A 23,492-nucleotide genomic window follows, 5' to 3' on the forward strand; every position below is an offset into this window, starting at 1 on the left:
ATGTGCCTTCACCTCTCAATACAAATACAAAATTTACAAACACTTATTATAACATCCCTATCCTAAGGAACGAGGGCGATATAGCGGAGCTAATTCCCATGGTCGAGAGGATTGATGGGAAAACGATAAAATACAAAGCTAAGGATGTAGTTGAGGCGTGTAAATCGATTGAGCTCCTAACAATAGCTGTTCCTAGGCTATATCCATTATATATTTGTAGTTCTTATGCATACTAAAGTTCTTTTTAGAATACTAAAAGGAATTGAGGAGCTACAAATTGAGATGTTTTCCTTGAATACTGAAGTAGTTTTCTTGATCAATCACATGCTTACTCGTCTGTTTTCTAATTTCGTATGGTTTTACCAGTTCCTTCCCTGACCCGTAAGGCTGTATATGCTGAAGGCCCTGCTACGCTCTACTTTAACGAGCTCAAGGAGCTTATTCATGATGTGAAATCAGAGTTCTATCGGTCTTCAACAAAATGCTATTATGCATACTGGAAGTGGAGTTTAGTGGGGAAGATAGAAAGATAGAGAATCTCCAGTCTTAGAAGCTCGGAGATTGTTCCTAAGATTTAAAAAGATTGTATCCAGATTTTCCGCGGGCAGCTCTACAGCTTTATCAAGATCTGGCGCGAGAGGCTCTCCCTTGTATATTCCTGTTTCCTGAATTTTTGATTAAGTCCCTTAACGAATACTGCTCAGGGATTTCCAAGCAACCTTGCTTGAAGAATATTTATGCTAAAGCCATATCTATTTTTATTCTCCATGATAGCTTATGGCTGAAGTAGGACATATCCTTTGACAACCTCTGCACATTTCAATGCAGTTATCTGGCGAAGTAACTTTTGGCTTGTTGTCTTCCCCCAAAGTATATACAGCATGTGGACAAAAATTAACGCATGTTAGGCATCCAATGCATCTCTCATAGTTTATAATTGGGTACCAGTCCTTAGTCATGAAAAATCACCCTTTCTATTGCTCCAGTGCTTTCTCAATAGATTGTAGAGCCTCCTCTGTTGTCATGTTCCTTATCTCAACAGGAATGAACAGAGACTCATCGAAGTTCAGCTCCTTGAATACCCATCCAAACATCTTCTTCTGCATTTCGGGAGCGCAACCAGCTACTACAAGTTTTGAGATGTTTCCTCTTGCCAAGAGGACTCTCCAGAGATTGTCTCCATCTGAAGCGCATAGCTGTGGATGAATAAGGACAAAATCTACTTTCTTCTCTCTTCTAAGCTTATTTACTAGTTCAAAAATATTCAGTTTTGAAAATGAAGGGCATGTACCCTGGCAGACACACACTACAAGCCCTTTCATGTGAATCACCGTTCACATAATACTTATTCGTTAATATATCTTGCGATTTACAAAACTTCCTGAATCACGCACGAGAAGTCAAACAGATCGTCTGATTTAATCAAACTAACCCAAAAATAATAAACCTTTATGTAAAACTTGATACACATTTTTCAAAAATGTATACCAAGTTTTAACTTCTGCTCTCATCTTGTAGAGCAGTCGCGTAATACGTGATGCCTACAAAAATAACAAAGAACAAATACTAAACAAAATCAAAACAACGTTGCATGACACCCAACGCGTCATGCAACATGAAAAACAGAACCAATAAATCTTCATCAAAGAAAGAATGCGGGCCCGCCGGGATTTGAACCCGGGACCTCCGGCTTAGAAGGCCGGCGCTCTGTCCTAGCTGAGCTACGGGCCCCTAAAAATGAAATCTTCCCGCAGTTATAAATGTTTGCGTTTGTGATCTCCTACCACGTTGTTTTAAGCCTAGATTAAGCTGGCTAAGTCAATTACTTTATCTCTAAAGTACTTCTTTATTATTTCTCCAGCTAAGTCATATATTCTTCTCGCTCTACTTATTATCACGTAGTCGCTTGACGCAATTACCCCATCTCCGCCGATAACTCTCATGTCTGCTTTATCAGCTAAAACGACCTCAGCTAAGTCTCTCGTAAAGTTTCTTATAGTGTCTGCATGATGTCCTGAGTAACTGACGTTCTTATCTAGAACTATAGTTACCGAACTAGGAGTTAACTCAAGCAATTCTTTCTTAAGAAGCTCTATAGCATCTTCAAGCATCTTCAGCTCAATCCCCTTCCTATAAGATTTCCTTAAGTCTCTGACAAACCCGTCATCACATAAGAAAACATCCATGCCTTCCATAACTGTGTGGAGAGTCAGTAAAACATTATATCCGTCTACGATGAGTGGATAGTGCGCAACACTACCGACATACTTACTTCTTATTGCCTCAACGTCTTGACGGCTATGAACACACCTGAGAAGCAGAGTCCTCTCAACGCTGCTTAAGCTGTACCTAGAAGTAACTAAATCTAGTACTACCCTCTGCTTATAACCCCTACTCAGCAAGTACTTGTAATCTCTAGATGCCTCAACGACTTCTTCCCTAACAAAAAAACAAAATTACCTGCCTCGAAATTCATGAACTAACTTAAGAACGAGTTCTTTTATTTCCTCTACGTTACTAGCTTCTAAGTAGCCGGTCGCGTGCTGACTCCCGCCCCCGCCACGCCCCCCAGCAAGTAACGTGAGTCTTCTCAACAACTCGCTTGCCGGTATTGCTGCGGAGGCTTTAGCACCTTCGGAAATCTCGATATCAAGACCTCCAGCACTTCTAGGAGTTAAGACGACCAGTATTAGGTCAGCGTATTGTTCGCTTAAATTCTTCAAGACTTCTCTTAAAGCATCAATATCTACTAGGTCTAGGTAGATAGTCGACACTCTCAGATCCTCGACCTGCTTAGTCGATGACTCAACGAGCTCGACTAACTCCCTAACGTAATACTTCCTGAACATTGCTATCTTAGACCTCAAGTCCTGAAGCTCTTTAATTACTGTCTGAAGTCTTAAAGTAATATCACCACCTACCAACTTCTCAGCACTCCTTATCTTATTCTCTAACTCCCTAGCGTACATGCTTACTTGAGTCCCTGCAACGTACTCTAGCCTAACTACACCATCAGCTATCTTCTCAGTCTTCACTATCTTCAGCGCACCTACCTCCCTAGTGTTACTTAAATGCGTCCCAAAACACGCCTCAGCATCTAAGCCGTCAATCTCAACAACTCTTATAATAGGTTCTAGAACTACGCCACCCTCATACAAGACAAACCCGTACTTCTCCTCAGCCTCATATTTAGGCATGAAGTAAGTTTTTACTTCCCTACCTTCAAGCACGACCTTGTTAGCTAAGTCCTCAATAGCTCTCACCTCATCTTCTGTGAGAGTCTTATAGTGAGTTATGTCGAGCCTGGCCCTATCTTCCGTTTTCTCAGCACCCGCCTGCCACACATGAGGTCCTAAGACCTTCCTAGCAGCACCGAGAATCACGTGCGTAGCTGTATGATGCCTCATCAACTTATACCTCCTCTCCCAATCAATGATGCCTCTAACCACACTACCAACTACGTCTTCAGGCACCGGCTTCTCGAGCTTATGCAGAATAACTCCGTTTACTTTCTGCGTGTCGACAACCCTGTACGTGACTCCACTAAAGACTAGATAGCCTGTATCAGGTTCTTGACCACCACCCTCAGGGTAGAATGCTGTCTCTTCTAACACGACATACTCTCCCACAACCTTAGCTACGCGTGAAGTGAATTCCTTTAAGTAGGGGTTTTCATGAAATAGCTGCTTAGTAGGTCTCAAACCCTTCACAGCCTCCACAACCTCTATAGGAACTTTTGCTTTCTCTCCCTTTCGTACTGGAGCTCTCGAGTGCTTAGCAGCTAATCTGTTATAGAAGTCGTTAGGAACACTAACTTCTACCCCTTCTTTTCTGCTAATTTCAGCAACTACTTCCGGCGGTATCCCGTGACTATCATACAGCTCTATCAACTCATCCAGACTCAATCCTTGAGTACCTCTCTTCAAATACTTCTTGACTAGTGAAGGCGCCTTACTCAGCACGTCAAGATACTTACTTACTTCATGCTTCAAAACATCTTCTATATAACTCTCCTTACCCCTCAGTTGCTCGTACATATCTCCCCAGAACTTAATCTGCTTGTCGAAGAGCACGTAAGCCTCGCTCACGTCGAACCCTAAGTATGTTAAAAGTCTGAAAATCCTCCTAAGCACGAGCCTCGCTAAGTAACCCTCACCACTGTTTGACGGAACAACCCCGTCAGCAAGCATTAGAGACGCTGTCTTAACATGGTCTAACAGAGCGTAAACCCTTATCACCTTATCAAGGACCACCCCTAACTCACTAACGCTTATTCCCAACTCTCTCGAGACTTCATTCTTTAACTTAGCGTAAAGAACCTCGTTCTTTGGGTTCAGCCTACCAACATACTTAACACTAACTCTCAAGACATCCTCAGGAGGCTCCTCAACCCCGAGTATCTTGTGGTAATCACTTAATAGACTACCATAAATAGCGTGAAAAGCTGTAGGAGTCTTCTGAGTAAGCCATGCTATCCTCTCTATTCCGTATCCAGTATCAACTATCTTGAGGGGTATTTCTCTGTAAGTCCCGTCCTGTAACGTCTCATACATCATGAAGACTAAAGTAGCTACTTCTAAGCCCCCTACAGCAACCTCAAAACAAGGGCCTGCATTACCTCCACCCTCCCACCAAGACTCCTTAAAAACTAATTCTTCTTCAGGAACTCCAATAATCCTCGTAAAAAATTCCTTAGCGTATTCTACAGTCTCGTGAGTAAAGTACACGTACTTATCAGGATAATTGAAAGCGTGGTGACCCCCCATTATAAAGTTAGTTAAGTGCCTGCCAAAAGTGTACCCAACACTATCGATATCTTCAAGTCTTATGCTTGGCTGAGCTATCACTAACGGGTTAGCCGGGGGCGGAACTAGACCTGAAGTCACGTGAGGCTGGAAAACCACTATTGAAGCTATAGTTAAGTAGAGGTCATCTCTCCACCTAGCCACAACCGGATAAGGCTTAACAACTTTATGACCAAGACCCTCAAAGAAGCTGAGGAACTTATTACGGACTTCCTTGACTGTCAACGGGCCTGAACCTACCTTTAAATCAAAGAATGTGTAGTCAGCACACGGGGCGTCATTACAGTCGTCTCTGTAAGTCTTAGACCAGAAGTCAGCTCCACACACGCTACACTTTAGTCTCACATAATTTTCTCTCTCGAACATCTTGACTCTATAGATGTCTGACCTCGTATCAGGCAACTAACGACCACCTATCTAAAATTAAAAAACTGTGTTTAAGATAATAAAGTCTTAGCAAGTATTAATGTGAGCTCACTTAAGCATCCTAACCGAAAAGTGAAGAAATACCCTCAGCTATCTCTTCTTCACTTATCTTCTTTTCTTCCTCTTCCTCAGCCCTCTCTTCTTTCTCAGGCTTCTTAACTTCTTGAGGTGGCTGAGTAGCTACTGCTGGTTGCGTGACTACAGGTATATTGAGTTCCGGATACTTCTGCATTAAAGTAGCTGCTAACGTCTGTGCTTTACTAACGGCGCTCCTGAGTACTAAGTGGGTAGTCTCAGGGGTCACGTACCCGATTTCACAAGCTAAGTTCACAGCCCTCATATAGGCCTTAACAATTATCTCAGGCATTACCTCTGGCAGAGGTAGCGCAGTCTCGACAGCTACTATCCTTGAGGTCTGGACAGCTGCTAGAAGTTCTTTCTTGAAGCTCTCGATGTCTAGCTTCAACTTCTCAGCAGGAATTACTACCCCTTCATCTAAGACAGCCTTTATAGAGAGCTTAACTGGGTAAGCCTTTATATCTAACTTCCTAAGCAGAGACGCTAGCTCAGGCGAAACCACGTCACCAGCTGAAGCAACTTTAGACTCCTTAGCGATCCAAATAATTCCTTCTCTCACCATAGTTCTAATCTTCAGCTTACCAAAGACAGACATCATTGGTCCTGGAGGTATCCCCGTAGGACCTTCTGGAACGTATATATCAGCAGGCGCCTTCTCGCCAGGCTTAACATACCTCAAAACTACTACCTTATCTACCAGATTCGCAAGCATAAACGCGTTAAGATTAGTAAATATGAATAGATTAGGTCCTGTGAGGAAATTAAGGAATTCTTCAAGACTCGGCAGACTCAACTCCCTCAGAGCTCTTATGACGATAGTGTTTTTGAGTACCTTCACTACACCATACTTACTTAAACTCTTCTTGATCTCGGCAAGCTCTCTCGCTGAAACTCCCTCAAGACTCACGACTCCCAACGTCTTATACGTAGACAGCAACTTCTTAATTTCATTAACTACAACTTCCTTCTCTACTATAGATTTCCTTATAACTACTCTGCGAGTCTTTTCAGCTACTCGAACATCTTGTATTAGCTTAAATAACTTATTTCTGGTAGAGCCCTTCATCACATACTCACCTCGACAGCAGGACCCATTGTTGTCTTGAAGTATATCTTAGCCGTAGTTTCTAGAGGCTTCGTGTACTTAGACTTAATGAAGTTAAGTACTGCTACAGCATTCTCTACTAGATGTTCTAACGGCATGTCTTCACTACCTATCCTGCAACCAACCCAAGCCTGCTCTTTATTCCTGACTCTGGTAGAGTTGGCGTACCTGGTGACTAAGGCTTTCAAGTTGGCTGTTGCAGGGATAGGTATTGGGAACTTGCCTCTAGGACCTAACGCTGGTCCTAAGACTCTACCTACTTGAGTCATTAAGTCTGGCTGAACTAAGAAGACATCATACTTCATACTAAGCTTCTTTGCTTCCCGCTTAGAAAGATTCTTTAAGTTCTCAGGTGTTAAGACGTCAACTCCTATTTCCTTAGCTTGTAGCTGGAGATTGCCTGAAGCTATTACTAAGACTTTAGTCTCTTTCCCAGAACTCTTAGGGAGATACACGAAATCTCTGAACTTAACTTCAGAACTCTTAGGGTCAACTCCCTTAAAAACTACTATTAACTCAACAGACTGCTTGAAGTTACGCCCCCTACCAAGCTCTAAAGCTGTTTTAAGAGCCTCAGCTAGCTTATCTTCACTTACCACTATCCTCACCTACTTCTTCCACTCATCTTCATATTTAAGAAAGATAGAGTCATAGAAGCCTTCGTTAATTAACTTAATAACTTCTTTAGCACTCTTGCCTTCAACACTCAAACCTATAGTTGACGCAGTAGAAACCAAGCTCTTCACAGCAGCTTTTAAACTCTTAGAATTCATCTCGTTTTTCTTCATGAGAGCGACCTTAATTACGTCCTCAATACTCAGGTTACCAACCTTCTTATGAGCAGGGTCTCCTGAAGGCTCGGAAACCCCTGCAGTCTTAAGAAGAAGCGACGAAGACGAAAGAGACCTTATTTCAATCCTGTAATTCTTAGTGTCCGTGTCAACGTGAAGCAATACAGAGACCTCAATATCCTTAAGATGCTTAGTCAATTCATTTATCTTATTAACTACCTCGTTGACGTCTAGACCTAGCTGAGCTATAGTAGGCCCTACAGGCGGTTGAGGGGACGCTGACGCCCCCTTAACCTTCAGTCTTACAGTACGCCACACCACACCACATCACCTCTTAGCAGGTTTCACATCATCTGCCGGTAACGTGACCTCCATCTTGAAGGAGGCTTCTAGTATGTTTAGTGTGACTGTCCTTTTACTCACATTAACACTTACAATCTGAGCCTTTAAGCCTTTAAAAGGTCCTGAAACAACCTCTACAATATCTCCCGGACGAAGTTCTTCAAGAGGTGACGCAACTTTAATTAACCTCTCAACTTCTTCCTCTGTGAGAGAGCCCATAGCTTGCCCCTTCACATGCTTTATGTCTTTAGCTATCTTGTGAACTATGTGATGTCCTTCAGTCTCTATTATTATGTAGCCCTTAACCTTAGGAGGTATTATTATTGAATAAATACCTCTAGTCTCAGTATTTCTTATTAAGGATTCAAGCATTAGCGCGACGTTAAGTTCCTGCCCAGCAGTAGTTCTTAGTATGACGTACTTGCGTTGCTTACTACCCTGAGTCATGCTACCTTCTTCACTCAATCCGAGCACCCCTCACAAATATCCCTGAACGTAAGAAAGTATTAAGTGAACGACGAACCCTACAAGACCTACTAATATGATGCCCCCCAGAGTTATCTTGAGTAGAGTTCTGTACTCGTCACTCTCCGGCTTCTCCGAGATAGTTATTATCTTTCTCCACATAGCTACTATCTCCTCTATCTTCATGTCCTCACCTTTCTAAGTGTTAATACTGAGAAGATTATTAAGTATTAAGTCAGGGTTAAACTCGAGTAAGTCGCTATAACTCTGTCCGACACCCACGTACAGTATCTTCTTCCCTAGAGTTAGTATTATGCTTAGTGCTGACCCGCCCTTAACGTCGGCGTCTACTTTAGTGAGTATCACGGCGTCAACACCTACTGCCTCATCAAACCACCTAGCCTGCGAGACAGCGTCGTTACCTACTAGAGCGTCCAGAACCAAGACCTTTAGATTGGGCTTCACAACTTTAACTACCTTCCTGAGTTCCTCCATTAAATCTCTGTCGGTATGCATCCGCCCGGCAGTATCTACTAACACTGCATCATACCTGCTCTTAACAGCGTGTATGACCCCGTCTTTAGCTACCGCCGCCGGATCAGCGCCGTACTTACCTTTAATTATCGGGACCCCGACTCTACCTGCATGTATCTCTAGCTGTTCTAGCGCGCCAGCCCTGAAAGTATCTGCCGCGACAATTAGAGGCTTTAACCCGTCACTCAACAACTTATAAGCAACTTTAGCTATAGTAGTTGTTTTCCCTACCCCATTAACACCTAAGAAAACTATGACGTAAGGCTTTTGAGACTCTTTAATCAAAGCGCTTAAGTCCTTACCGAAAGTACTGCCAGCAAGTAACTCCTTAAGAGTATCTCTAATTACTCCTAAGACATACTCTCTAGAACTACCTAAGCGAGGCACTTTAGCACCAACTAACTTACTAGCTAGTCTAGAACGAAGAATCTCAACAGCCTCGAAAGCTACGTCTCCTTCCAAGAGGAGCCACTGAAACTCCTCAAATATCTCGTTAAACTCCTTCTCACTTAATTCTTTCTTGCTTACTGCCTCCCCTAAAGTACTAACGAAACTGGTCAGTGCTTCTCTAATCTTACGAAACACAACAATCACTCTTCTAATTAAGAGCTAGTACTCCTAGCCTGCTGAGCCCTTGCTTGCTGTGCCTGAATCAGGATAGAATTAACCAGGTTTTCTAGTTTCTCGTAATGATTAAGTGCTCTAACAAGTTCTCTCTGAAGCTCATCAGCAATATCTCTATATTCTTTCTCTCTACTACTCAATACCTCGAAAGCTTTATCTAGGGAAAGCTCAGCATAATATTCTAAGCCCACATGCGTTATGACTCTGTCAACGTAATGTGGTGAGGCCCTAATCAAGACATACCCCCTCCTATCAGCAGGAGCTAAGAACTCACTCACGCCCTCACCCTTAAACTCTGTTAATGCGTTAATACTAGACTTGATCTCATTTAATTCTTCCTGAACTTGATTAAGTTGATTCTGCAAAGCATCAATATACTTCTTCAACTCAGTTAACTGAGCTAAGAGAGCCTCAAAACTCACTACCTGTTTTTTCTCAACACTCTTATCTGAACTCAACTAGACCAGCCCTCAAGCTGAGCTAACTCCTTAACAATCCTCTTCTCAGCTTCTTCCGGACTTATCTCAATCACATCAAGTATTTTTATGTGTTTTCTCTTCAGCTTATGCCTACTACCCATCAAAGAATAAACTTTCTCTAAAGCCTCCTCCCTACTGAGAGCCCTAACTTCCAACGAAAACTTCTGCCATGACCTAGTCCTATCAGGACTGAAAAGCGCGACCCCGTTGACCCTGTAAGTCTTGACCTCACTACTCACCGCTTACACCAAACATTAATACAGATGAAGCTTAAAAACCAACCTTACCCAATCAGAAACAAATCGAGTCTTCAGTCAAGCAACACCATAATTTATGCTCTTGAGAAGTTGAGGATCTCCATGATCCTCATTATCTCAGGACCTGTAGTCAACTCGCCAACTACAGCGCCGTTATTATTAATGACTAAGCCGACCTTAACGAACCCAACACCGAAATTCACCGTCGCAGTACCAGCCCTAACCTCAAACAGAGACTCAAGATACTTTAATTCCGCGCTGTTGATGTCCGGATGAAAAACCCCGCTGAAATCATTAAGCACGCCTAATGAACCCACCGTAGGTATCTTAGCTAGAGCCCCCTTCTTAACTGAAGAGAGTCCTAACTCACTCTTTATTAAGTCAGTTTCTTTATCACTTAACTCAGGATGAAGCAACGCGAACTTATTATTAGTTAATATCACGTTACCTAAAGCTGTGAAAGTTGTCTGAACAATCTTGGCAGGCAAGCCAGCACTCCTCAGCTTGTCTAGCTCCTCCTCCCTGGTTATCTTAGGCAAGAGTATCGCTCTGTCATTGCCTGCTACGAACACTCCCAACAGCGTCGAGTCAGCTATTCTAACTTCTATGACGTCTGTTCCTAAAACATTCTTCAGAACCTTCTTGACACTCTCTTCAACCCCCTCAGGAACTAACGTGACGTTGTTGTTAGTGAATATGTAGACGCCTATGTTAGGGTTGCCGAAAACCCTGAGTTTCTCTAAGGGCATGAAGATACCTCTACTTGCTATCTTCTCTGGCTACCTGCTCTGTAACTTGGACAGCCAGTGACGCCTTAACTACCTTACCAGCGTCATCGAGTTTAGTAACGCATACAGCTATTCTCGCGGGAAGATTATCTGAACTTCTTGAAAGGATGAACTCGTTAATTGACGCGTCTAGGATTACCTTCTCTGCCTTGCTATGCTTCTTAACGAACTCACGAACATACCTCAACGCTCTGAAATTCCTTCTGGTTAAGCCAGTCCACTTAAGCTTGTTGAGATTCACAACATATATGGAGCCTTCAACCAACACTAACACCTCACACGTTCTTTAACTTACCTCTCCTCCAATGCCTCAGTCTAGGTCTCCACGAAACCTTCCTCAACGTTTTTACTACGACCCATATAGGTATTGCTCGATTACTTTTTGCCTCACTAGCTAAACGTAACTTCCTAGCTACGTGCTTAGCCCTAGCCAACACAATCACCTCTTCTCCCTAAACGTAATCTTGTACTCACGCCTAGTTCTAGTATCTATAGTGTAAAGAATCTCTTTTAACGTATCATCATCGATGAGGTCTTTCAACTGACCCGAGAGAGCTAAATTTATTATGTAGTCTTCAACAGCTCTGGCTAGCTCAGGCTTAACGAGCTTCACGTTAGCTAGTCTAGCCCTAGCCTCCGGGGTCATGACCCTACGCAGTATCTCCTGCCTCTGAGCCTCCCTAGCAGCCTCCTCTTCTCTTCTCCTGGCTTCCTCCTGCCTCCTAAGCAGGGCCTCCATCTGCCTCCTCTTAATCTCTTCTAATTCTGTGTCATAATACTCCTCACTCACTCTATAATCACCCATACTTACCTAACTCAGGTCTTAACTCTACTAATCTCTTGAAGACTTCACTGGCTATACTATCCATTAAAGACCTCCCTTTAGGAGATAAAGTCCTTCCATTCTTACCAGCTTTCACTACAAGCCCTGCTGTCTCTAGCTGGTGAAGTATGTGTCTAATTATAGAACTCCCACTCCTCCTGAAGTGCGGCGGTGCAGAACCCCTCCTCTTAATCCCTCCGTAAACGTTTCTGAGAGTACTCACACCTACAGGCTCCCCACTCACGTACAGCTTCCTCAAAATACTTGCGGCTCTCACATACCACCAATCAACAGAATCAGGCACTCTCTCCCTGTTAGGACTAGTCTTAACAAATAACGCCCACGTAGGAGGCTTCACAACCTTCACGTTATCCTTCAAATATTTAGCTAACTCATTAATAAACGCATCGGCTGGCACTTCCTTAACATTCACCAAGCTGGCACCCCACCTCCTAACAAATTAAGTGTTGGGTTTTATTAAGCTTTACTCCCCGCACAAAATACAAAAACGTGGAAACCCAACACTACTCTAGCTGACCTCCTCCTCGCCCTAAAGGGTGAGGCTTTCGGGTTGTAAACTTCTCTGCTCTGCTTAAAGATGAAGTCTTCAGCTATAATAGGCTGTGGTGCGGCGGCCGGGATTCGAACCCGGGATCTCCGGCGTTCTACGGGTGCCTTGGAAGGCCGGCGTCCTAGACCAGGCTAGACGACCGCCGCCCAAGTAATAGAAATAAGCTCGCAATTTAAATCTTTAAGTTGGTATACTGACTTCAACTACTTATTTAAAGTAGAGAATTTTTCATAGTAGGGGTAAGAGATGAGGGGGGTTTCCTGCGGTGGCTACAGGTTCCTAGAACACACTACGGACGCGTACTTCGAGGCTTCAGGAAAGACTCTTGAGGAAGCTTTTGAGAACGCTGGTAAAGCTCTCTTCGAGGTCATGCTAAACACTTCTAAAGTCGAGTGCAGGGCTCAGAAACTTATAGTTGATAGCGGCATAGACGCTTACAACGCGCTCTACAGATGGCTAGAAGACTTACTAATAATATTCAATGTCGAGAAGCTAGCTTTCACACAATTTAAGATTGTGTTTGAGAAAAGCGTGGAGGATTTGAAAGACCTAAAAAAGCCACTCAGGTTTCTCGGGGAAGTTTGTGGAGAAAAAACAGACCCGGAAAAACATGAGATCAGAAATGAAGTGAAGGCAGTTACATACTCACTCATGAAAATAACTAAAGAAAATGACTGCTGGTATGTTAGCACAGTGCTAGACTTATGAAATACTCTCAAATTACTGAGTTGATGTGTGACGTTGTAAGACTCACTCCTTAAGAGGTACTCATACCATCTCAAGTTTTATTTTACACGCGCGTAAGTAGTTTAGGGCTCGTTTATGAGTTTAGTTAAGATAGTGATTGCTGAAGCGTCTTTAGAGCTAGTTCCTCGAGAGATATGTAATCATGCAGCAGTAATTAAAAGCGCTAAACTCAGAAATAAGAAACCAACTGAAATCTTACTAGATAAGTCAGTTCATTACCACGCTATGAAAGACCTCCCCGATTCTCTAAAGAGGGGTAGACCCGACATAACACACATAACACTGCTTGAGATACTGTCTTCACCTCTTAACATAGAGGGGAGACTCCAAGTCTTCGTACACACGTACGGTGATTACGTCATTGAGGTTAGTCCCGAGATACGCATACCGAGAAACTATAACAGGTTTGTTAGCTTGATAGAGCAGTTATTTAAGGAGGGTGTAGTTCCCCCGAGAGCTAAAAAACCTCTTCTCAGGTTATTTCCATCAACTATAACGAGCTTACTCAAGAAGTTAGGAGCTTCAGGTCTAATACTACTAGACGAGAAAGGAGTTCTCACAAGCCCTAAGAGCATATGTGAGGAGGCTCTGAAGAAGGACTTGCCAATAGTTATTGGGGGGTTCCCGCACGGGGAATTCTCTAACGAGGTAGTAGCTAACGCCGTAGCTACATACTCCGTATATCATAAACCACTAGACGCTTGGGTAGTCGCCTCAATAATTGTTCACGCGTGTGAAGAACTACTCAAGATAATTCTCTGATTAAGTTATGCCGCCGCGGGGATTTGAACCCCGGACACCCCGGTCTCCAAGAAACTTCAGCCGGGTGCTCTCCCGGGCTGAGCTACGGCGGCCCAATAATAAATTTTTTAGGGATTATTAAAGCTTTCACGCGCTTAGGAAACGCGTCTTAACGAGGTTGAGTAGTTGTTTCTTTTTGGTTTTTCTAGGGTTTGTAAAAATTGTGAATGTGGTGGTTCGGGGTTTTCGAGACTTACGGCAGTTCGTGAGGAGGGGCTCGGGGATGCCTTGATGAACCACCCCAAAGAAACAAACAAAAACCTCAATATAAGAAGCGGTTGATAGGTAGCTAATAAAGTCTCTCTACGACTGGGGGCACGCACTTACTTATTGTTCTGTGACCCCTAATTATCTTCAGGTCGACACACTCGTAACTTATGCTCTCCTCTATTGCGGCTCTTAAATCACTTACTTTCCTTACTGGCTTGTTATTTGCCTCAAATATTATGTCGCCTATCGCTAGTCCGTGTTTGTCTGCCGGTGAGCCGGGAACTATATTAACGATTACGACACCCTCATTAACGGGTAGTTCGTAGAGCTTAACAGCTTCTTCTGTTAACGGCGTTACGTAAACACCTAACCAGGCCCTGACAACAGTGCCGTATTCTCTGATCATCTGAATAAACCTCCTCACAGTGTTTATAGGTATTGCGAAGCCTATTCCTTGAGCGTATGGTATTATAGCCGTAGCTACTCCCACAGCCTCGCCGTCAACGTTTATTAGTGGGCCCCCACTATTACCTGGATTTATGGCGGCGTCCGTCTGGACCAAATCTTCCAAGACTATGTTTTCTCCGGTTATGGTCCTGCCTAAAGCGCTTACGACACCCATTGATACTGAGGGGCCGGGCAAGCCTAAGGGGGAGCCTATCGCGAAAACTAAATCACCTACTTTAAGTTTATCTGAGTCTCCTAATGGTAGGGGCTCAGCATCACTTACTCCAACCTTGAGTAGAGCTAAGTCTCTATATGGATCAGCAACGAGTACTTTAGCTCTCTCTTTACCGTGTTTAGGTACCAGAACTACAACTTCCCTAGCATTCATCACTACGTGAGCGTTAGTGACTATCAAGCCAGGTTCTACGAAAAAGCCTGACCCAGCACCTCTAACTTCTCTATACCTAAAGAATATGTCTATACTAGGCACTAAAGTAAAGATAGTAACAACGCTCTTGGAAACAACAGTGATTAAGTCCGATATCCTAGAACTAAATTCCCTTAATTCCAATATACCACCATTAAGACATGGTAAAACTGAGTTAATAAGAGTTCACGAAACCTAATATCGTGATGTCAGAGAATAATTAGGAAATAAAGTGAGGACAGAGACCTGATGATAGTAGGAGCTGAAGGAGCGTGGCTTAAGTGAGGGGACGCAGGCTAATCAAAGACTTAGCTATTCAGAGAGCTATGATACTCTACAACACATCAGTCATGATGTTTAAGCTAGGCCTAATAGATGTAGCTAGAAAAGAAATAGAACTAGGTCTTAGACTACTTCGTAAAGCTAGAGCGAGGAAACCCTTACTGTACAGAAGATACGTGTGCAAGAATTGCTTAATTCCTCTAATTCCGGGATTAAATGCTAGAGTAAGGATAAGAAATAACAGAAAGCAAGTTATAATAACTCTGACATGCTTACAATGTGGTTGGGTGATGAGAAAACCTTGCATAAAAAAGAAACAAGAAAGGTGAAGGAAGTCTTGAGTGAGCCGGCTAAAGTAAGAATAGGAAAAAGCGGGTTAAGTGAGGGAATCATGAACGAGATTCGCAAATTCCTGGAGAGAGAAGGTGTCGTTAAAGTTAAGATACTGAAGACAGCACTTAAAGAGCTTGAAGTTAATGAGGTAGCAACCGAGGTCTCGAGAAAACTCAACGCTGAAGTGATAGACGTAAGAGGCCACACATTCACACTAAAACGCAGAAAGTAAGAGAGACTGGTGCCGCGGCCGGGATTTGAACCCGGGTCACGGGCTTTCTACGCTTAACGCGGCTCGAGAGGCCCGCATACTTGACCGGGCTATACTACCGCGGCACCAAAACAAATAAAAAACAAGAGCTTATAAGTGTTTGAAAAACACTTGCTTGATAATGACTCGCTATGGCGACTGTTACCTCTTCGTCCCCAGCTTAAAGTGGTGAGAGTTTCGGAGTTTAGAACTACATTCCCGGCTTATGTTGGGTTCAGTCCTGCACCTGGTCTCAGATACGTTGCCCTCACCCCACATAATGCGGTACTCAAAATGTGTTTTAAGTAGCCGAGTAGAATGTGATGAGAGCTTTGAGGAGAGAGGGCTAGAAGAATTGAATTCACTCCTTAATGACGGGAAAGGGATTAGGGCGCTAAGGAATGTCTTGTTTAGAGCTAATCCTAGAAATCCTGAGGATGATGATTTACTGATTGTTATGTTATGATGAGGGCTTGGCTGCAGGCCCTACAGTTACTCGCAAGCCCTCACATCTATCTAAGTCTGTGCGAGCAGGGTAGGAGTCCTAAAACACAAAAGAACACGAAACGAGAACTAACGTGAAGAAACAACAGAATTCCTTCAGCGCTCACGACTGGTTTAAGTTAGTTACTTCAGCACTTGCTTTCCCGGCATCCCGGAGAGCAAGTCTCTTATGTTCTTTATAAACATAATACGCGAGTAAAGATATAATGATGATTTGCGGTAAGTCTACTACATAAGTCGAAGCACTGTTTCCTCTAAGCTCGATCAGTAGCGGGTAGGGTATTATAACCAAGTTCCTGCTGAATGCTTTGAAAGCTATGTAGCCGTAATAAGACACTGTAAAAACCCCGCAACTAATTAAGAGCATTCCGACTGTATTTCTGTTTTGATATATCGTGTGCAGAATCAGTATAACTATTAACGTGGCGAAAGAAGCGACATTCAGTACTGTGAAGAACCTCTGTGGCAAGCTTTCTTGAAATCCTAACGCGGCCGTCATCACATTAACTAATGTGAAAAAACACACAAACAGCAGAATAAAGACTATCAAGTATGTAGGATCTATTTGAAACAGACGTGATATCTCAGCATTTCCGGCACTGCTCATCTTAACTCACTAGACCCTCTTCTCATCATGTCACTAATTAATGTTATGTTCGTTAATATATTCTCAAAAGAAGAATTAATGTGCGGGGTTCGAGAGGTCGCGTGACTTAATGGAGTATGAAGCAATAGCTGAGAGTTACAGGAGGAGGCCGTGGGAGATAGTGAGTAAAGCCGTAAGTAGCAATACTAGATGGTTTGCTGACCTGGGTTCTGGTCCGGGACAGAATTCTAGGTACTTAGCTGCTACCAACAACTTAGTGAGGGGCATCCTAATAGACATTTCCATCAACATGATTTACAGGTCACTCAAAGAAACTCCTGAGTCTCTCCAGCACAGGCTATATCCAGTTTTAGCCGACATGAGAGAACTACCTATAAGGACAGGCTCTATAGATTCAATACTCTTAATATCTGCACTCCACCACTTAGTGTCACGCGCGGATCGCTTAAGAGCGTTACGTGAGTGCTACAGAGTCTTAAGAAATAAGGGTCTGTTATTAGTAGTCGTATGGGCTAGATGGCAGAAACCCCTACTTCTAGATGTCGTGAGAGGTCTAATGTCTTACGTTCTGCGAAGGAAAGAAAGCTTCTGGGACATAGTTAGGTGTTCTAGAGCTACTTGCAGAACGTATCATCTCTACAGCATTAGTGAGCTACAGAGAGAGTTGGAAGTTGCTGGGTTTGAAGTGATTGAGAAAGGTGTTTACGTGCCTGAAGGAAGTGAGAGACTACCTAATAAGAACTACTATTGTCTGGCGCTCAAGACTTAAGACTCTTATGCATGTAGGGGGAGTTCCAGGGCCTCTTATAACCTAGGGATCTGTAATAGTCACGCACGCCGACGCCGGACAAAACCAACATCTCTTTAGCGTCGTACTCTTCCGCAGCTATCCTCTCAGCCTCGAGAAGGAGCTTCTTACCGAAGCCTCTGTGCTGTAATTCTAAGTTGCTGAGAGGCCCACTTCCTGGAGCGACAGGCACACCATACACGTGTAATTCACGAATCAAAGCTTTCTTTCCGCCAGCCACTTCAGGTCTGTGAGCATGCTGTGAAGGTATTCTCAGTCTAAGTATCCCCACTACTACATCTTCTTCAGGACTCTCTATAGAGAGGAATTCTTCTACACCCTCACTAGCTTCATACCTCATTCTGTGAAGTCGTAGAGCGTCAAGCCTAAGAGTAACTCCTCTCTTCATTACTGCTCTGCCAGCTTCTCTCCATCTAATCTCTCTTATCTTAATCCCCCTCCTAACACACTCTTCCTCAACTAGCTCTCTCAGGTTTCCTTTCCGGGGACCATCAATTATTATCTGTGCTGGGACGTCTCTCTGAACTCTCTGGACCCTAACGTACTTAGGAATATACCTATACATTTCTGAGATTAACTTTACTGCATCCTCGTCGCTCAGCGCCTTATACTCTCCCCTCTTCCACATCTCATATAGTTCTGTCCCCTCAATAACTAGGGTTGGGTATATCTTGAGGTAGTCTGGTCTAAAGTTCGGGTCTTCGAATATCGTCTTAATAGCTTCTATGTCTCTGCTTAAGTCACTACCTGGGAGACCAGGCATTATATGGTAGGCTACCTTAAATCCAGAGTCTTTTAAGACTCTAGTAGACCTGATGACTTCGGATACGTTGTGACCTCTCCTAACCAGCGTTAATACGTCATCATATATGCTCTGAACGCCCAGCTCTACCTTAGTAGCTCCGAACCTGAGCATCAAGTCCGCGTGTTTTTCTAGTCCCCAGTCTGGCCGGGTCTCCATAGTTAGGCCCACACACCTCACTGAAGCTCTCTCATTTCTCTCTTGCTCCGCCTCAAGAGTAGTTCCTGACGGTAACCGGGTCTCTGGGAAGTCATTCATAGCCCTGTAGATTTCGGTAATGAAAATTTCTTGATAATCTTGAGGGTAAGCAAGGAAAGTACCCCCCATAACAATCACTTCAACCTTGGAAGGATACCAGCCTATGTAATCTCTATACTGCCTCAACCTAACCTGGACTTGAAGGTAGGGATCGTAATCAACTCTCCTAGCTCTCATTAGCGCTGGCTCATCCCCAATATACGACTGGGGAGTACCGTATTCAAGGCCACCAGGACAATAAATACACTTGCCGTGAGGACACTTATAAGGCTTAGCCATAACAGCCACAGTAGCAACTCCGGAGAGAACTCTAGTCACTTTCTTTATTCTTACTTCCTCACACTTCAACGACTTCACTCCACTAAATACAGATTTAGGGAGCTTAAGTTGTTTCGAGAGTTCTTACTGCTAAACACGTAAAGAGATCTTTAGGAAGCCAACAACTAACGTGGCTAAAGACATGAATAAGATTAGTTCCTGTGAATGTTTTAAAGAGACTCTCAACAAATACTTGATTGTCAGGAGCCCTACTACCGCAGAGGTTAGGAAAGCTACTAATAAGCCACTCCCAGCTTCTGCTATTATAGTTTTAGAAGCATAAAGTGCTAGTAGGGCTCCCCCGAGGTTAGCCGGAATAGATGCTAAGAAACTCAACTTCATAGCGTCTTCTAACCTGTATTTCATGAAAATTAACGCTATGATTGTAGCACCCGACCTACTCACTCCAGGCAACACAGCGAGAGACTGTGCTACACCAAACAAGACCGAATCCGTTAAACTGACGTTATTAACGGTCTTAACATCTTCTCCCCGTCTTCTCCTCATAAAATACTGAAGCAACAGAAGCAAGCCAACCAACAATGTAGTGATTGAGAGGTCAAGACCTGGCAAAAACATGTAGATAGTGAAGTAAATTGGAATGCCTAAGAGGCCAGTCACAAAAGTTGACACGATGAGGAACTCAAGCAAGTTGCTATAACGAAACACTTGAAGAAGAACCCTCCTAAAAAACACTACTGCAGCAACGACAGTACCTCCCTGAAGAGCTATAGCCAGAAAATAAGACTCTAGTAGGGAGACACCACCAACGAAACTAGCAAATAGCATTAAGACAGTCTTGCTTGAGACTGGTAACCACTCAAAAACCCCCTGCAAAAAACCAATCACTATATAAAGCCACACATTCAAACCACATACCCGTGTGTTATTCTAATTATTTACTTTAGCTCCAGATATAAACTATGAGATTATAGTATCGTGGTGGATTACGTGTCTAGTGAGGAAGCTGAGATTCTGCGAATAAGGGCAGAAGAGTTTCTACTTAATGCTGAAAGACTATGTGATGAAGGCTTCTACGATTTATGCGTGTTTAATTTAGAGCAGTTTTGTCAGCTCATGCTGAAATACAAGTTACTAATTAAAACAGGTGCCTACCCTAGAACGCATTCTCTAGTCAGACTCCTAAAAGACCTGTCTATGATCCACCAAGAAGTTAGCGACCTTCTCACTAAGGAGGAACAACTAATAATGCTGACGAAGCTAGAGGACGCATACATAAGCGCAAGATATTTTCCTCGCAGATACGAACCCATAGAGGCAAAAGCCTTATTAAGATTCGTAAAGGAGGTGTTTAAACCCGTTGTCGAACGCGTTTAATATATACGTAGAGAAAGCTAAGAAGTTCTTAAGAGTTGCTGAAAACCCTCACACGGTAGCTAAAGAAATAAAAGAGCTTGCTAAGAACTACTGGCCAGAAGCTAAAGTATACATATTTGGCTCGATTGTCAGAGGAAAATACACGGCGGGAAGCGACATAGACATATTAATAGTAGTTGAGAGCTGTGATATGGAAGAAAAGTACAGGTTTAAAGCTAAGATTGCCATGACCACAGACTTACCAATACAGCTACACATAGTAACTAAAAAAGAATTCGAGAAGTGGTACCTAAGATTTATTCCTCTAACCGAACTAATAGAAATCTAACAAGAGACATAGACTTAAAATTCACACGATTTACTTTTTAAAGAGTACTAGAGACTACTTAAATCTTGAAGAAGAGAAATAAAATTGAGTAGAGAATAATAAGTAACTGGTCAAGTAGAAGAATTCCTGGCATAGCTTACCCGAAACAGTTGTGAAAGGCGCCGGGGGCGGGATTCGAACCCGCGCGGGGAATCCCCCACTGGCTCTCAAGGCCAGCCCCTTAACCGCTCGGGCACCCCGGCCAATTAAGTATTTCGTACCAAAAATTAAAAGATTATTTTCTTCTCACTAAATTACTTTCTTAATTCTCTGCTTTAGAGAGTAAGGAGTGTTTTTTAACTTAGTCTGGTTGGTCAGTAATAGCTGTAGTTTTTAGTCAGGAATTTATGAATATAAATAACTAAGTTGATATTGATTTTTCACGATTTTCACGTGTTATCTGAGTAGTTCTACTTCGATGTATACGTCGTCAGGTATTCTTATCCTCATTATTTGACGCATTACTCTCTCGTCTGCGTCTATGTCTACTAATCTCTTATGTATTCTCATCTCCCACTTTTCATAGACTTTCGTTCCTTCTCCGTGTGGTAGTCGTAGGAGGGGTACTACTAAGCGCTTAGTTGGTAGTGGTACGGGTCCTTTAATCCTCACTCCCGCTTTCTTAGCTATGTCTACTAAGTTAGTAGTTACTTCGTTTAAGTGTTCTATGTTAGTGCTCCAAAGCCTTATTCTCACTTTTGAAGTCATTAACGTTACCCTGTAGATTTAATGACTTACTTCTTTACTTCAGCTGGAACTACATCCATTATTACTCCGATTCCAACAGTCTTGCCCATATCTCTCATAGCGAATCTTCCTAGCTGCGGTATCTCGCTATACTTCTCTACTACCATAGGCTTTATCGGCTGGAACTTCATTATCGCTGACTCACCGACCTTAATGAACTGCGGGTTCTTCTCAGCTATCTGGCCTGTCTTGGGGTCTAGCTTACCGATGATCTCCGTTATTCTAGCAGCTACTGATGCTGTGTGAGCGTGAACTACTGGCGTGTACCCTACGTGGATTGCTGTCGGATGGAAAACTACGTAGACTCTAGCAGTAAACTCTTTAACTACTGTTGGCGGATTCTGCGGATGGCCTGCTACGTCACCCCTCTTTATGTCTGTCTTTGATATACCCTTAACGTTAAATCCTATGTTGTCGCCGGGTAATGCCTCCTCCATCTTCTCGTGATGCATCTCTATAGACCTGACCTCTCCTGAGACGCCTGCAGGCATGAAAACTACTGTGTCACCAACCTTTAGCCTCCCAGTCTCAACCCTACCGACGGGAACTGTTCCAACACCTGTTATTGAGTAGACTTCCTGGACAGGTATCCTAAGCGGCTTGTCAACAGGCTTAGGCGGTGGCTGTAGAGAGTCGAGAGCCTCAACTAGAGTAGGCCCGTTATACCATGGCATGTTAGGCGACCTGTCTACTAGGTTCTCACCTAACCACCCTGATACCGGGACGAACGGTATTGTCTCTACTCTGTAACCTAATCCCTTCATAAACTTCTTCAAGCTGTCAACCATTTTGAGATACCTGTCTTTGCTGTATGGAGGCTCCGTTATGTCCATCTTGGTTATCGCTACTACTACCTGGTCAATGCCCATGGTCCTAGCTAACACTATATGCTCCATAGTCTGCCCTTCTCTGCTCATCCCAGCCTCAAACTCTCCTGTCTTAGCAGACACTACTAGGAGTGATGCGTCAGCCTGGCTAGCACCCGTAATCATGTTCTTAACGAAGTCTCTATGTCCTGGAGCATCAATGATCGTCCAGTAATACTTAGGAGTCTCGAACTTCATGAAACTAAGAGCTATTGTAAGGCCTCTCTCCCTCTCTTCTTTCAGTTTATCAAGGAACCACGCATACTTCTCCGACTCCTTACCAGACTTCTTAGCAGCCTCTTCAACTTCCTTAACCATCTTAGGGTCGAGAGCTCCCAGCTTGAGTAGAGTGTGCCCTACTAGAGTGCTCTTACCGTGGTCTACGTGACCTATTACTACCAAGTTCATATGTTCTTTTTTCGGTCTACTCATACATCCCTCACCTTACATCACATAGATAGTTACACATACCTTATAAAATTTTATGAACATACTTAAAAATGCGTTTTACCTGGAACTCAAGGCTATTCTCTCTATTTCTTCCTTCTTAGATATTGCGTGACTCTTAGGGTCGTTATTTGCCGCAGCTATAATCTCTTCAGCGAGACACTCAGCAATAGACTTAGTAGACCTGAAAGCAGACTCTCTAGCCCCGTCAGTCATAAACCTAAGTGCTAAATCTACTCTCCTCAAAGGAGAGACGTCTACTGCAACATGATAGACTATACCACCATACATGATTCTAGTAGTCTCTTCACGAGGTCCTGCGTTCTCTATAGCTCTCACAAGAACTTGTAAGGGGTTCTCTTTAGTCTTGAGTTCTATGAGCTCGAAAGCTCTCTTAACTATGTTGTAAGCCAAGTGCTTCTTGCCAGTATTCCTTCCGTGCTTCATCAGCTGATTAATCAACCTCTCAACGATAGGCACATTAGCCTTACCAAACCTCTGGTGCTCGTGTCTACCGCTAGTGTGAGGAACATAAACAGGCCTTAAAGATATATACTTCTTCAAGCTAGGATCTCTAACAACGATATTTTCGTAACCCCACTTACCAAACAGCTTTACCTCAACAGACCTTATACTCACTTCCTCAAGTCCCATCCTATTCAACCTAACCTAAAGATACTTTGAGATTTATAAGGATTTCTTTAAGAGGGTTGGGTGGTTGTTTCTTTTTGGTTTTTCTAGGGTTTGTAAAAATTGTGAATGTGGTGGTTCGGGGTTTTCGAGACTTACGGCAGTTCGTGAGGAGGGGCTCGGGGATGCCTTGATGAACCACCCCAAAGAAACAA

Annotated in this window: 32 protein-coding genes, 5 tRNA genes and 1 pseudogene; 8 read left to right on the forward strand and 30 right to left on the reverse strand. The window is 43.3% G+C overall.

Going from position 1 to position 23,492, the window contains the following annotated elements; genetic code table 11:
- Positions 1-758: 758 nt before the first annotated feature.
- From QXL29_00785 to QXL29_00880, 20 genes and pseudogenes are all read right to left on the reverse strand, one after another.
- Complete coding sequence (locus tag QXL29_00785; protein ID MEM2283133.1) at positions 759-959, reverse strand: ferredoxin family protein; 201 nt, start codon at positions 957-959, stop codon at positions 759-761.
- Positions 960-974: 15 nt separating this feature from the next.
- Complete coding sequence (locus QXL29_00790) at positions 975-1,322, reverse strand: heterodisulfide reductase subunit A-like protein (protein ID MEM2283134.1); 348 nt, start codon at positions 1,320-1,322, stop codon at positions 975-977.
- A 334-nt stretch (positions 1,323-1,656) separates the two neighbouring features.
- Positions 1,657-1,731: transfer RNA gene (locus tag QXL29_00795), tRNA-Arg, on the reverse strand.
- A gap of 68 nt (positions 1,732-1,799) precedes the next feature.
- Positions 1,800-2,279, reverse strand: a complete 480-nt coding sequence (locus tag QXL29_00800; GenBank protein MEM2283135.1) for a DUF5616 domain-containing protein — start codon at positions 2,277-2,279, stop codon at positions 1,800-1,802.
- Positions 2,280-2,414: pseudogene (locus QXL29_00805) on the reverse strand (DUF434 domain-containing protein).
- A 42-nt stretch (positions 2,415-2,456) separates the two neighbouring features.
- On the reverse strand, positions 2,457-5,207 hold the full coding sequence (alaS, locus tag QXL29_00810) for an alanine--tRNA ligase (GenBank protein ID MEM2283136.1): 2,751 nt from the start codon (positions 5,205-5,207) through the stop codon (positions 2,457-2,459).
- Between the two features lie 85 nt (positions 5,208-5,292).
- A complete protein-coding gene (locus QXL29_00815; GenBank protein ID MEM2283137.1) occupies positions 5,293-6,375 on the reverse strand; it encodes a 50S ribosomal protein L10 in 1,083 nt (360 codons plus the stop codon).
- A complete protein-coding gene (locus QXL29_00820) occupies positions 6,375-7,013 on the reverse strand; it encodes a 50S ribosomal protein L1 (protein ID MEM2283138.1) in 639 nt (212 codons plus the stop codon). Before QXL29_00820 ends, QXL29_00815 begins: the two co-directional genes overlap by 1 nt.
- 9 nt (positions 7,014-7,022) lie before the next feature.
- A complete protein-coding gene (locus QXL29_00825; protein MEM2283139.1) occupies positions 7,023-7,526 on the reverse strand; it encodes a 50S ribosomal protein L11 in 504 nt (167 codons plus the stop codon).
- A gap of 6 nt (positions 7,527-7,532) precedes the next feature.
- Positions 7,533-8,012, reverse strand: a complete 480-nt coding sequence (locus QXL29_00830) for a transcription elongation factor Spt5 (protein ID MEM2283140.1) — start codon at positions 8,010-8,012, stop codon at positions 7,533-7,535.
- 12 nt (positions 8,013-8,024) lie between these two features.
- Positions 8,025-8,198: a protein translocase SEC61 complex subunit gamma gene (locus QXL29_00835; GenBank protein ID MEM2283141.1), complete on the reverse strand. Its 174-nt coding sequence runs from the start codon at positions 8,196-8,198 to the stop codon at positions 8,025-8,027.
- Between the two features lie 12 nt (positions 8,199-8,210).
- A complete protein-coding gene (gene ftsY / locus QXL29_00840) occupies positions 8,211-9,131 on the reverse strand; it encodes a signal recognition particle-docking protein FtsY (GenBank protein MEM2283142.1) in 921 nt (306 codons plus the stop codon).
- A 17-nt stretch (positions 9,132-9,148) separates the two neighbouring features.
- The gene (pfdA, locus tag QXL29_00845) at positions 9,149-9,628 is read right to left on the reverse strand and encodes a prefoldin subunit alpha (protein ID MEM2283143.1); all 480 of its coding nucleotides are present in this window, start codon (positions 9,626-9,628) and stop codon (positions 9,149-9,151) included.
- The gene (gene rpl18a, locus QXL29_00850; GenBank protein ID MEM2283144.1) at positions 9,625-9,888 is read right to left on the reverse strand and encodes a 50S ribosomal protein L18Ae; all 264 of its coding nucleotides are present in this window, start codon (positions 9,886-9,888) and stop codon (positions 9,625-9,627) included. The genes pfdA and rpl18a overlap by 4 nt, the downstream gene beginning before the upstream one ends.
- Before the next feature lie 92 nt (positions 9,889-9,980).
- The gene (locus QXL29_00855) at positions 9,981-10,655 is read right to left on the reverse strand and encodes a translation initiation factor IF-6 (GenBank protein MEM2283145.1); all 675 of its coding nucleotides are present in this window, start codon (positions 10,653-10,655) and stop codon (positions 9,981-9,983) included.
- Between the two features lie 10 nt (positions 10,656-10,665).
- The gene (locus QXL29_00860) at positions 10,666-10,959 is read right to left on the reverse strand and encodes a 50S ribosomal protein L31e (protein MEM2283146.1); all 294 of its coding nucleotides are present in this window, start codon (positions 10,957-10,959) and stop codon (positions 10,666-10,668) included.
- Positions 10,960-10,969: 10 nt separating this feature from the next.
- Positions 10,970-11,128 carry a 50S ribosomal protein L39e gene (locus QXL29_00865; GenBank protein MEM2283147.1) on the reverse strand — a complete coding sequence of 53 codons (159 nt, stop codon included), beginning with the start codon at positions 11,126-11,128 and terminating at the stop codon, positions 10,970-10,972.
- A 5-nt stretch (positions 11,129-11,133) separates the two neighbouring features.
- Positions 11,134-11,484 (reverse strand): DNA-binding protein, encoded by a 351-nt coding sequence (locus tag QXL29_00870; protein ID MEM2283148.1) that lies wholly within the window; start codon positions 11,482-11,484, stop codon positions 11,134-11,136.
- A gap of 7 nt (positions 11,485-11,491) precedes the next feature.
- Positions 11,492-11,950, reverse strand: a complete 459-nt coding sequence (locus QXL29_00875) for a 30S ribosomal protein S19e (protein ID MEM2283149.1) — start codon at positions 11,948-11,950, stop codon at positions 11,492-11,494.
- Between the two features lie 191 nt (positions 11,951-12,141).
- Positions 12,142-12,234 (reverse strand) — tRNA-Gly (locus QXL29_00880).
- 100 nt (positions 12,235-12,334) lie between these two features.
- On the opposite strand from QXL29_00880, the gene QXL29_00885 reads away from it, so the two are divergent.
- Together QXL29_00885 and QXL29_00890 are read left to right on the forward strand one after the other, a co-directional pair.
- Complete coding sequence (locus QXL29_00885) at positions 12,335-12,796, forward strand: archease (GenBank protein ID MEM2283150.1); 462 nt, start codon at positions 12,335-12,337, stop codon at positions 12,794-12,796.
- 114 nt (positions 12,797-12,910) lie between these two features.
- A complete protein-coding gene (locus QXL29_00890) occupies positions 12,911-13,597 on the forward strand; it encodes a 16S rRNA methyltransferase (GenBank protein ID MEM2283151.1) in 687 nt (228 codons plus the stop codon).
- 8 nt (positions 13,598-13,605) lie between these two features.
- Here the strand turns inward: QXL29_00890 and QXL29_00895 are convergent.
- Together QXL29_00895 and QXL29_00900 are read right to left on the reverse strand one after the other, a co-directional pair.
- A tRNA-Phe gene (locus tag QXL29_00895) sits at positions 13,606-13,689 on the reverse strand.
- A gap of 236 nt (positions 13,690-13,925) precedes the next feature.
- The gene (locus QXL29_00900) at positions 13,926-14,864 is read right to left on the reverse strand and encodes a trypsin-like peptidase domain-containing protein (GenBank protein MEM2283152.1); all 939 of its coding nucleotides are present in this window, start codon (positions 14,862-14,864) and stop codon (positions 13,926-13,928) included.
- Positions 14,865-15,001: 137 nt separating this feature from the next.
- On the opposite strand from QXL29_00900, the gene QXL29_00905 reads away from it, so the two are divergent.
- Together QXL29_00905 and QXL29_00910 are read left to right on the forward strand one after the other, a co-directional pair.
- Positions 15,002-15,331 (forward strand): ribonuclease P, encoded by a 330-nt coding sequence (locus tag QXL29_00905; protein ID MEM2283153.1) that lies wholly within the window; start codon positions 15,002-15,004, stop codon positions 15,329-15,331.
- 8 nt (positions 15,332-15,339) lie between these two features.
- Complete coding sequence (locus QXL29_00910; protein MEM2283154.1) at positions 15,340-15,567, forward strand: YhbY family RNA-binding protein; 228 nt, start codon at positions 15,340-15,342, stop codon at positions 15,565-15,567.
- 7 nt (positions 15,568-15,574) lie between these two features.
- Here QXL29_00910 and QXL29_00915 read toward each other — a convergent pair.
- Positions 15,575-15,671 (reverse strand) — tRNA-Glu (locus tag QXL29_00915).
- 143 nt (positions 15,672-15,814) lie between these two features.
- On the opposite strand from QXL29_00915, the gene QXL29_00920 reads away from it, so the two are divergent.
- Positions 15,815-16,051 carry a hypothetical protein gene (locus QXL29_00920; GenBank protein ID MEM2283155.1) on the forward strand — a complete coding sequence of 79 codons (237 nt, stop codon included), beginning with the start codon at positions 15,815-15,817 and terminating at the stop codon, positions 16,049-16,051.
- 141 nt (positions 16,052-16,192) lie between these two features.
- Here the strand turns inward: QXL29_00920 and QXL29_00925 are convergent, their stop codons facing one another.
- Entirely contained in the window at positions 16,193-16,696 is a 504-nt protein-coding gene (locus QXL29_00925; protein MEM2283156.1) for a hypothetical protein, read from the reverse strand.
- Positions 16,697-16,805: 109 nt separating this feature from the next.
- Between QXL29_00925 and QXL29_00930 the strand changes: the two genes are divergently transcribed.
- Positions 16,806-17,465, forward strand: a complete 660-nt coding sequence (locus QXL29_00930; GenBank protein MEM2283157.1) for a class I SAM-dependent methyltransferase — start codon at positions 16,806-16,808, stop codon at positions 17,463-17,465.
- Here the strand turns inward: QXL29_00930 and QXL29_00935 are convergent.
- Positions 17,455-18,921, reverse strand: a complete 1,467-nt coding sequence (locus QXL29_00935; GenBank protein ID MEM2283158.1) for a tRNA uridine(34) 5-carboxymethylaminomethyl modification radical SAM/GNAT enzyme Elp3 — start codon at positions 18,919-18,921, stop codon at positions 17,455-17,457. The two genes, QXL29_00930 and QXL29_00935, sit on opposite strands and share 11 nt — an antisense overlap.
- Positions 18,922-18,972: 51 nt before the next feature.
- Positions 18,973-19,746, reverse strand: a complete 774-nt coding sequence (locus tag QXL29_00940) for an undecaprenyl-diphosphate phosphatase (protein MEM2283159.1) — start codon at positions 19,744-19,746, stop codon at positions 18,973-18,975.
- Positions 19,747-19,833: 87 nt separating this feature from the next.
- Between QXL29_00940 and QXL29_00945 the strand changes: the two genes are divergently transcribed.
- Positions 19,834-20,220: a HEPN domain-containing protein gene (locus QXL29_00945; protein MEM2283160.1), complete on the forward strand. Its 387-nt coding sequence runs from the start codon at positions 19,834-19,836 to the stop codon at positions 20,218-20,220.
- Positions 20,204-20,548: a nucleotidyltransferase domain-containing protein gene (locus tag QXL29_00950; protein MEM2283161.1), complete on the forward strand. Its 345-nt coding sequence runs from the start codon at positions 20,204-20,206 to the stop codon at positions 20,546-20,548. The genes QXL29_00945 and QXL29_00950 overlap by 17 nt, the downstream gene beginning before the upstream one ends.
- A gap of 159 nt (positions 20,549-20,707) precedes the next feature.
- Here QXL29_00950 and QXL29_00955 read toward each other — a convergent pair.
- From QXL29_00955 to QXL29_00970, 4 genes are all read right to left on the reverse strand, one after another.
- Positions 20,708-20,790: transfer RNA gene (locus QXL29_00955), tRNA-Ser, on the reverse strand.
- Positions 20,791-20,983: 193 nt separating this feature from the next.
- Positions 20,984-21,295 carry a 30S ribosomal protein S10 gene (gene rpsJ, locus QXL29_00960; GenBank protein MEM2283162.1) on the reverse strand — a complete coding sequence of 104 codons (312 nt, stop codon included), beginning with the start codon at positions 21,293-21,295 and terminating at the stop codon, positions 20,984-20,986.
- Positions 21,296-21,321: 26 nt separating this feature from the next.
- Positions 21,322-22,632, reverse strand: coding sequence for a translation elongation factor EF-1 subunit alpha (gene tuf / locus QXL29_00965; GenBank protein MEM2283163.1), 1,311 nt, complete (start codon positions 22,630-22,632; stop codon positions 21,322-21,324).
- 75 nt (positions 22,633-22,707) lie between these two features.
- Positions 22,708-23,301 carry a 30S ribosomal protein S7 gene (locus QXL29_00970; protein MEM2283164.1) on the reverse strand — a complete coding sequence of 198 codons (594 nt, stop codon included), beginning with the start codon at positions 23,299-23,301 and terminating at the stop codon, positions 22,708-22,710.
- Positions 23,302-23,492: the final 191 nt, after the last annotated feature.

The organism is Zestosphaera sp. (assembly GCA_038843015.1).
Classification (GTDB): domain Archaea; phylum Thermoproteota; class Thermoprotei_A; order Sulfolobales; family NBVN01; genus Zestomicrobium.

What these genes read in the sequence shown, in the direction of transcription:
- QXL29_00890 (MEM2283151.1), top strand. Translation starts at nt 12,911, where the DNA reads ATGAGTTTAGTTAAGATAGTGATTGCTGAAGCGTCTTTAGAGCTAGTT.
- QXL29_00790 (MEM2283134.1), bottom strand. Translation starts at nt 1,322, where the DNA reads ATGAAAGGGCTTGTAGTGTGTGTCTGCCAGGGTACATGCCCTTCATTT.
- QXL29_00855 (MEM2283145.1), bottom strand. Translation starts at nt 10,655, where the DNA reads ATGCCCTTAGAGAAACTCAGGGTTTTCGGCAACCCTAACATAGGCGTC.
- tuf (MEM2283163.1), bottom strand. Translation starts at nt 22,632, where the DNA reads ATGAGTAGACCGAAAAAAGAACATATGAACTTGGTAGTAATAGGTCAC.
- QXL29_00835 (MEM2283141.1), bottom strand. Translation starts at nt 8,198, where the DNA reads ATGAAGATAGAGGAGATAGTAGCTATGTGGAGAAAGATAATAACTATC.
- QXL29_00785 (MEM2283133.1), bottom strand. Translation starts at nt 959, where the DNA reads ATGACTAAGGACTGGTACCCAATTATAAACTATGAGAGATGCATTGGA.
- QXL29_00930 (MEM2283157.1), top strand. Translation starts at nt 16,806, where the DNA reads ATGGAGTATGAAGCAATAGCTGAGAGTTACAGGAGGAGGCCGTGGGAG.
- rpsJ (MEM2283162.1), bottom strand. Translation starts at nt 21,295, where the DNA reads ATGACTTCAAAAGTGAGAATAAGGCTTTGGAGCACTAACATAGAACAC.
- QXL29_00970 (MEM2283164.1), bottom strand. Translation starts at nt 23,301, where the DNA reads ATGGGACTTGAGGAAGTGAGTATAAGGTCTGTTGAGGTAAAGCTGTTT.
- QXL29_00885 (MEM2283150.1), top strand. Translation starts at nt 12,335, where the DNA reads ATGAGGGGGGTTTCCTGCGGTGGCTACAGGTTCCTAGAACACACTACG.
- QXL29_00925 (MEM2283156.1), bottom strand. Translation starts at nt 16,696, where the DNA reads ATGAGCAGTGCCGGAAATGCTGAGATATCACGTCTGTTTCAAATAGAT.
- QXL29_00815 (MEM2283137.1), bottom strand. Translation starts at nt 6,375, where the DNA reads ATGAAGGGCTCTACCAGAAATAAGTTATTTAAGCTAATACAAGATGTT.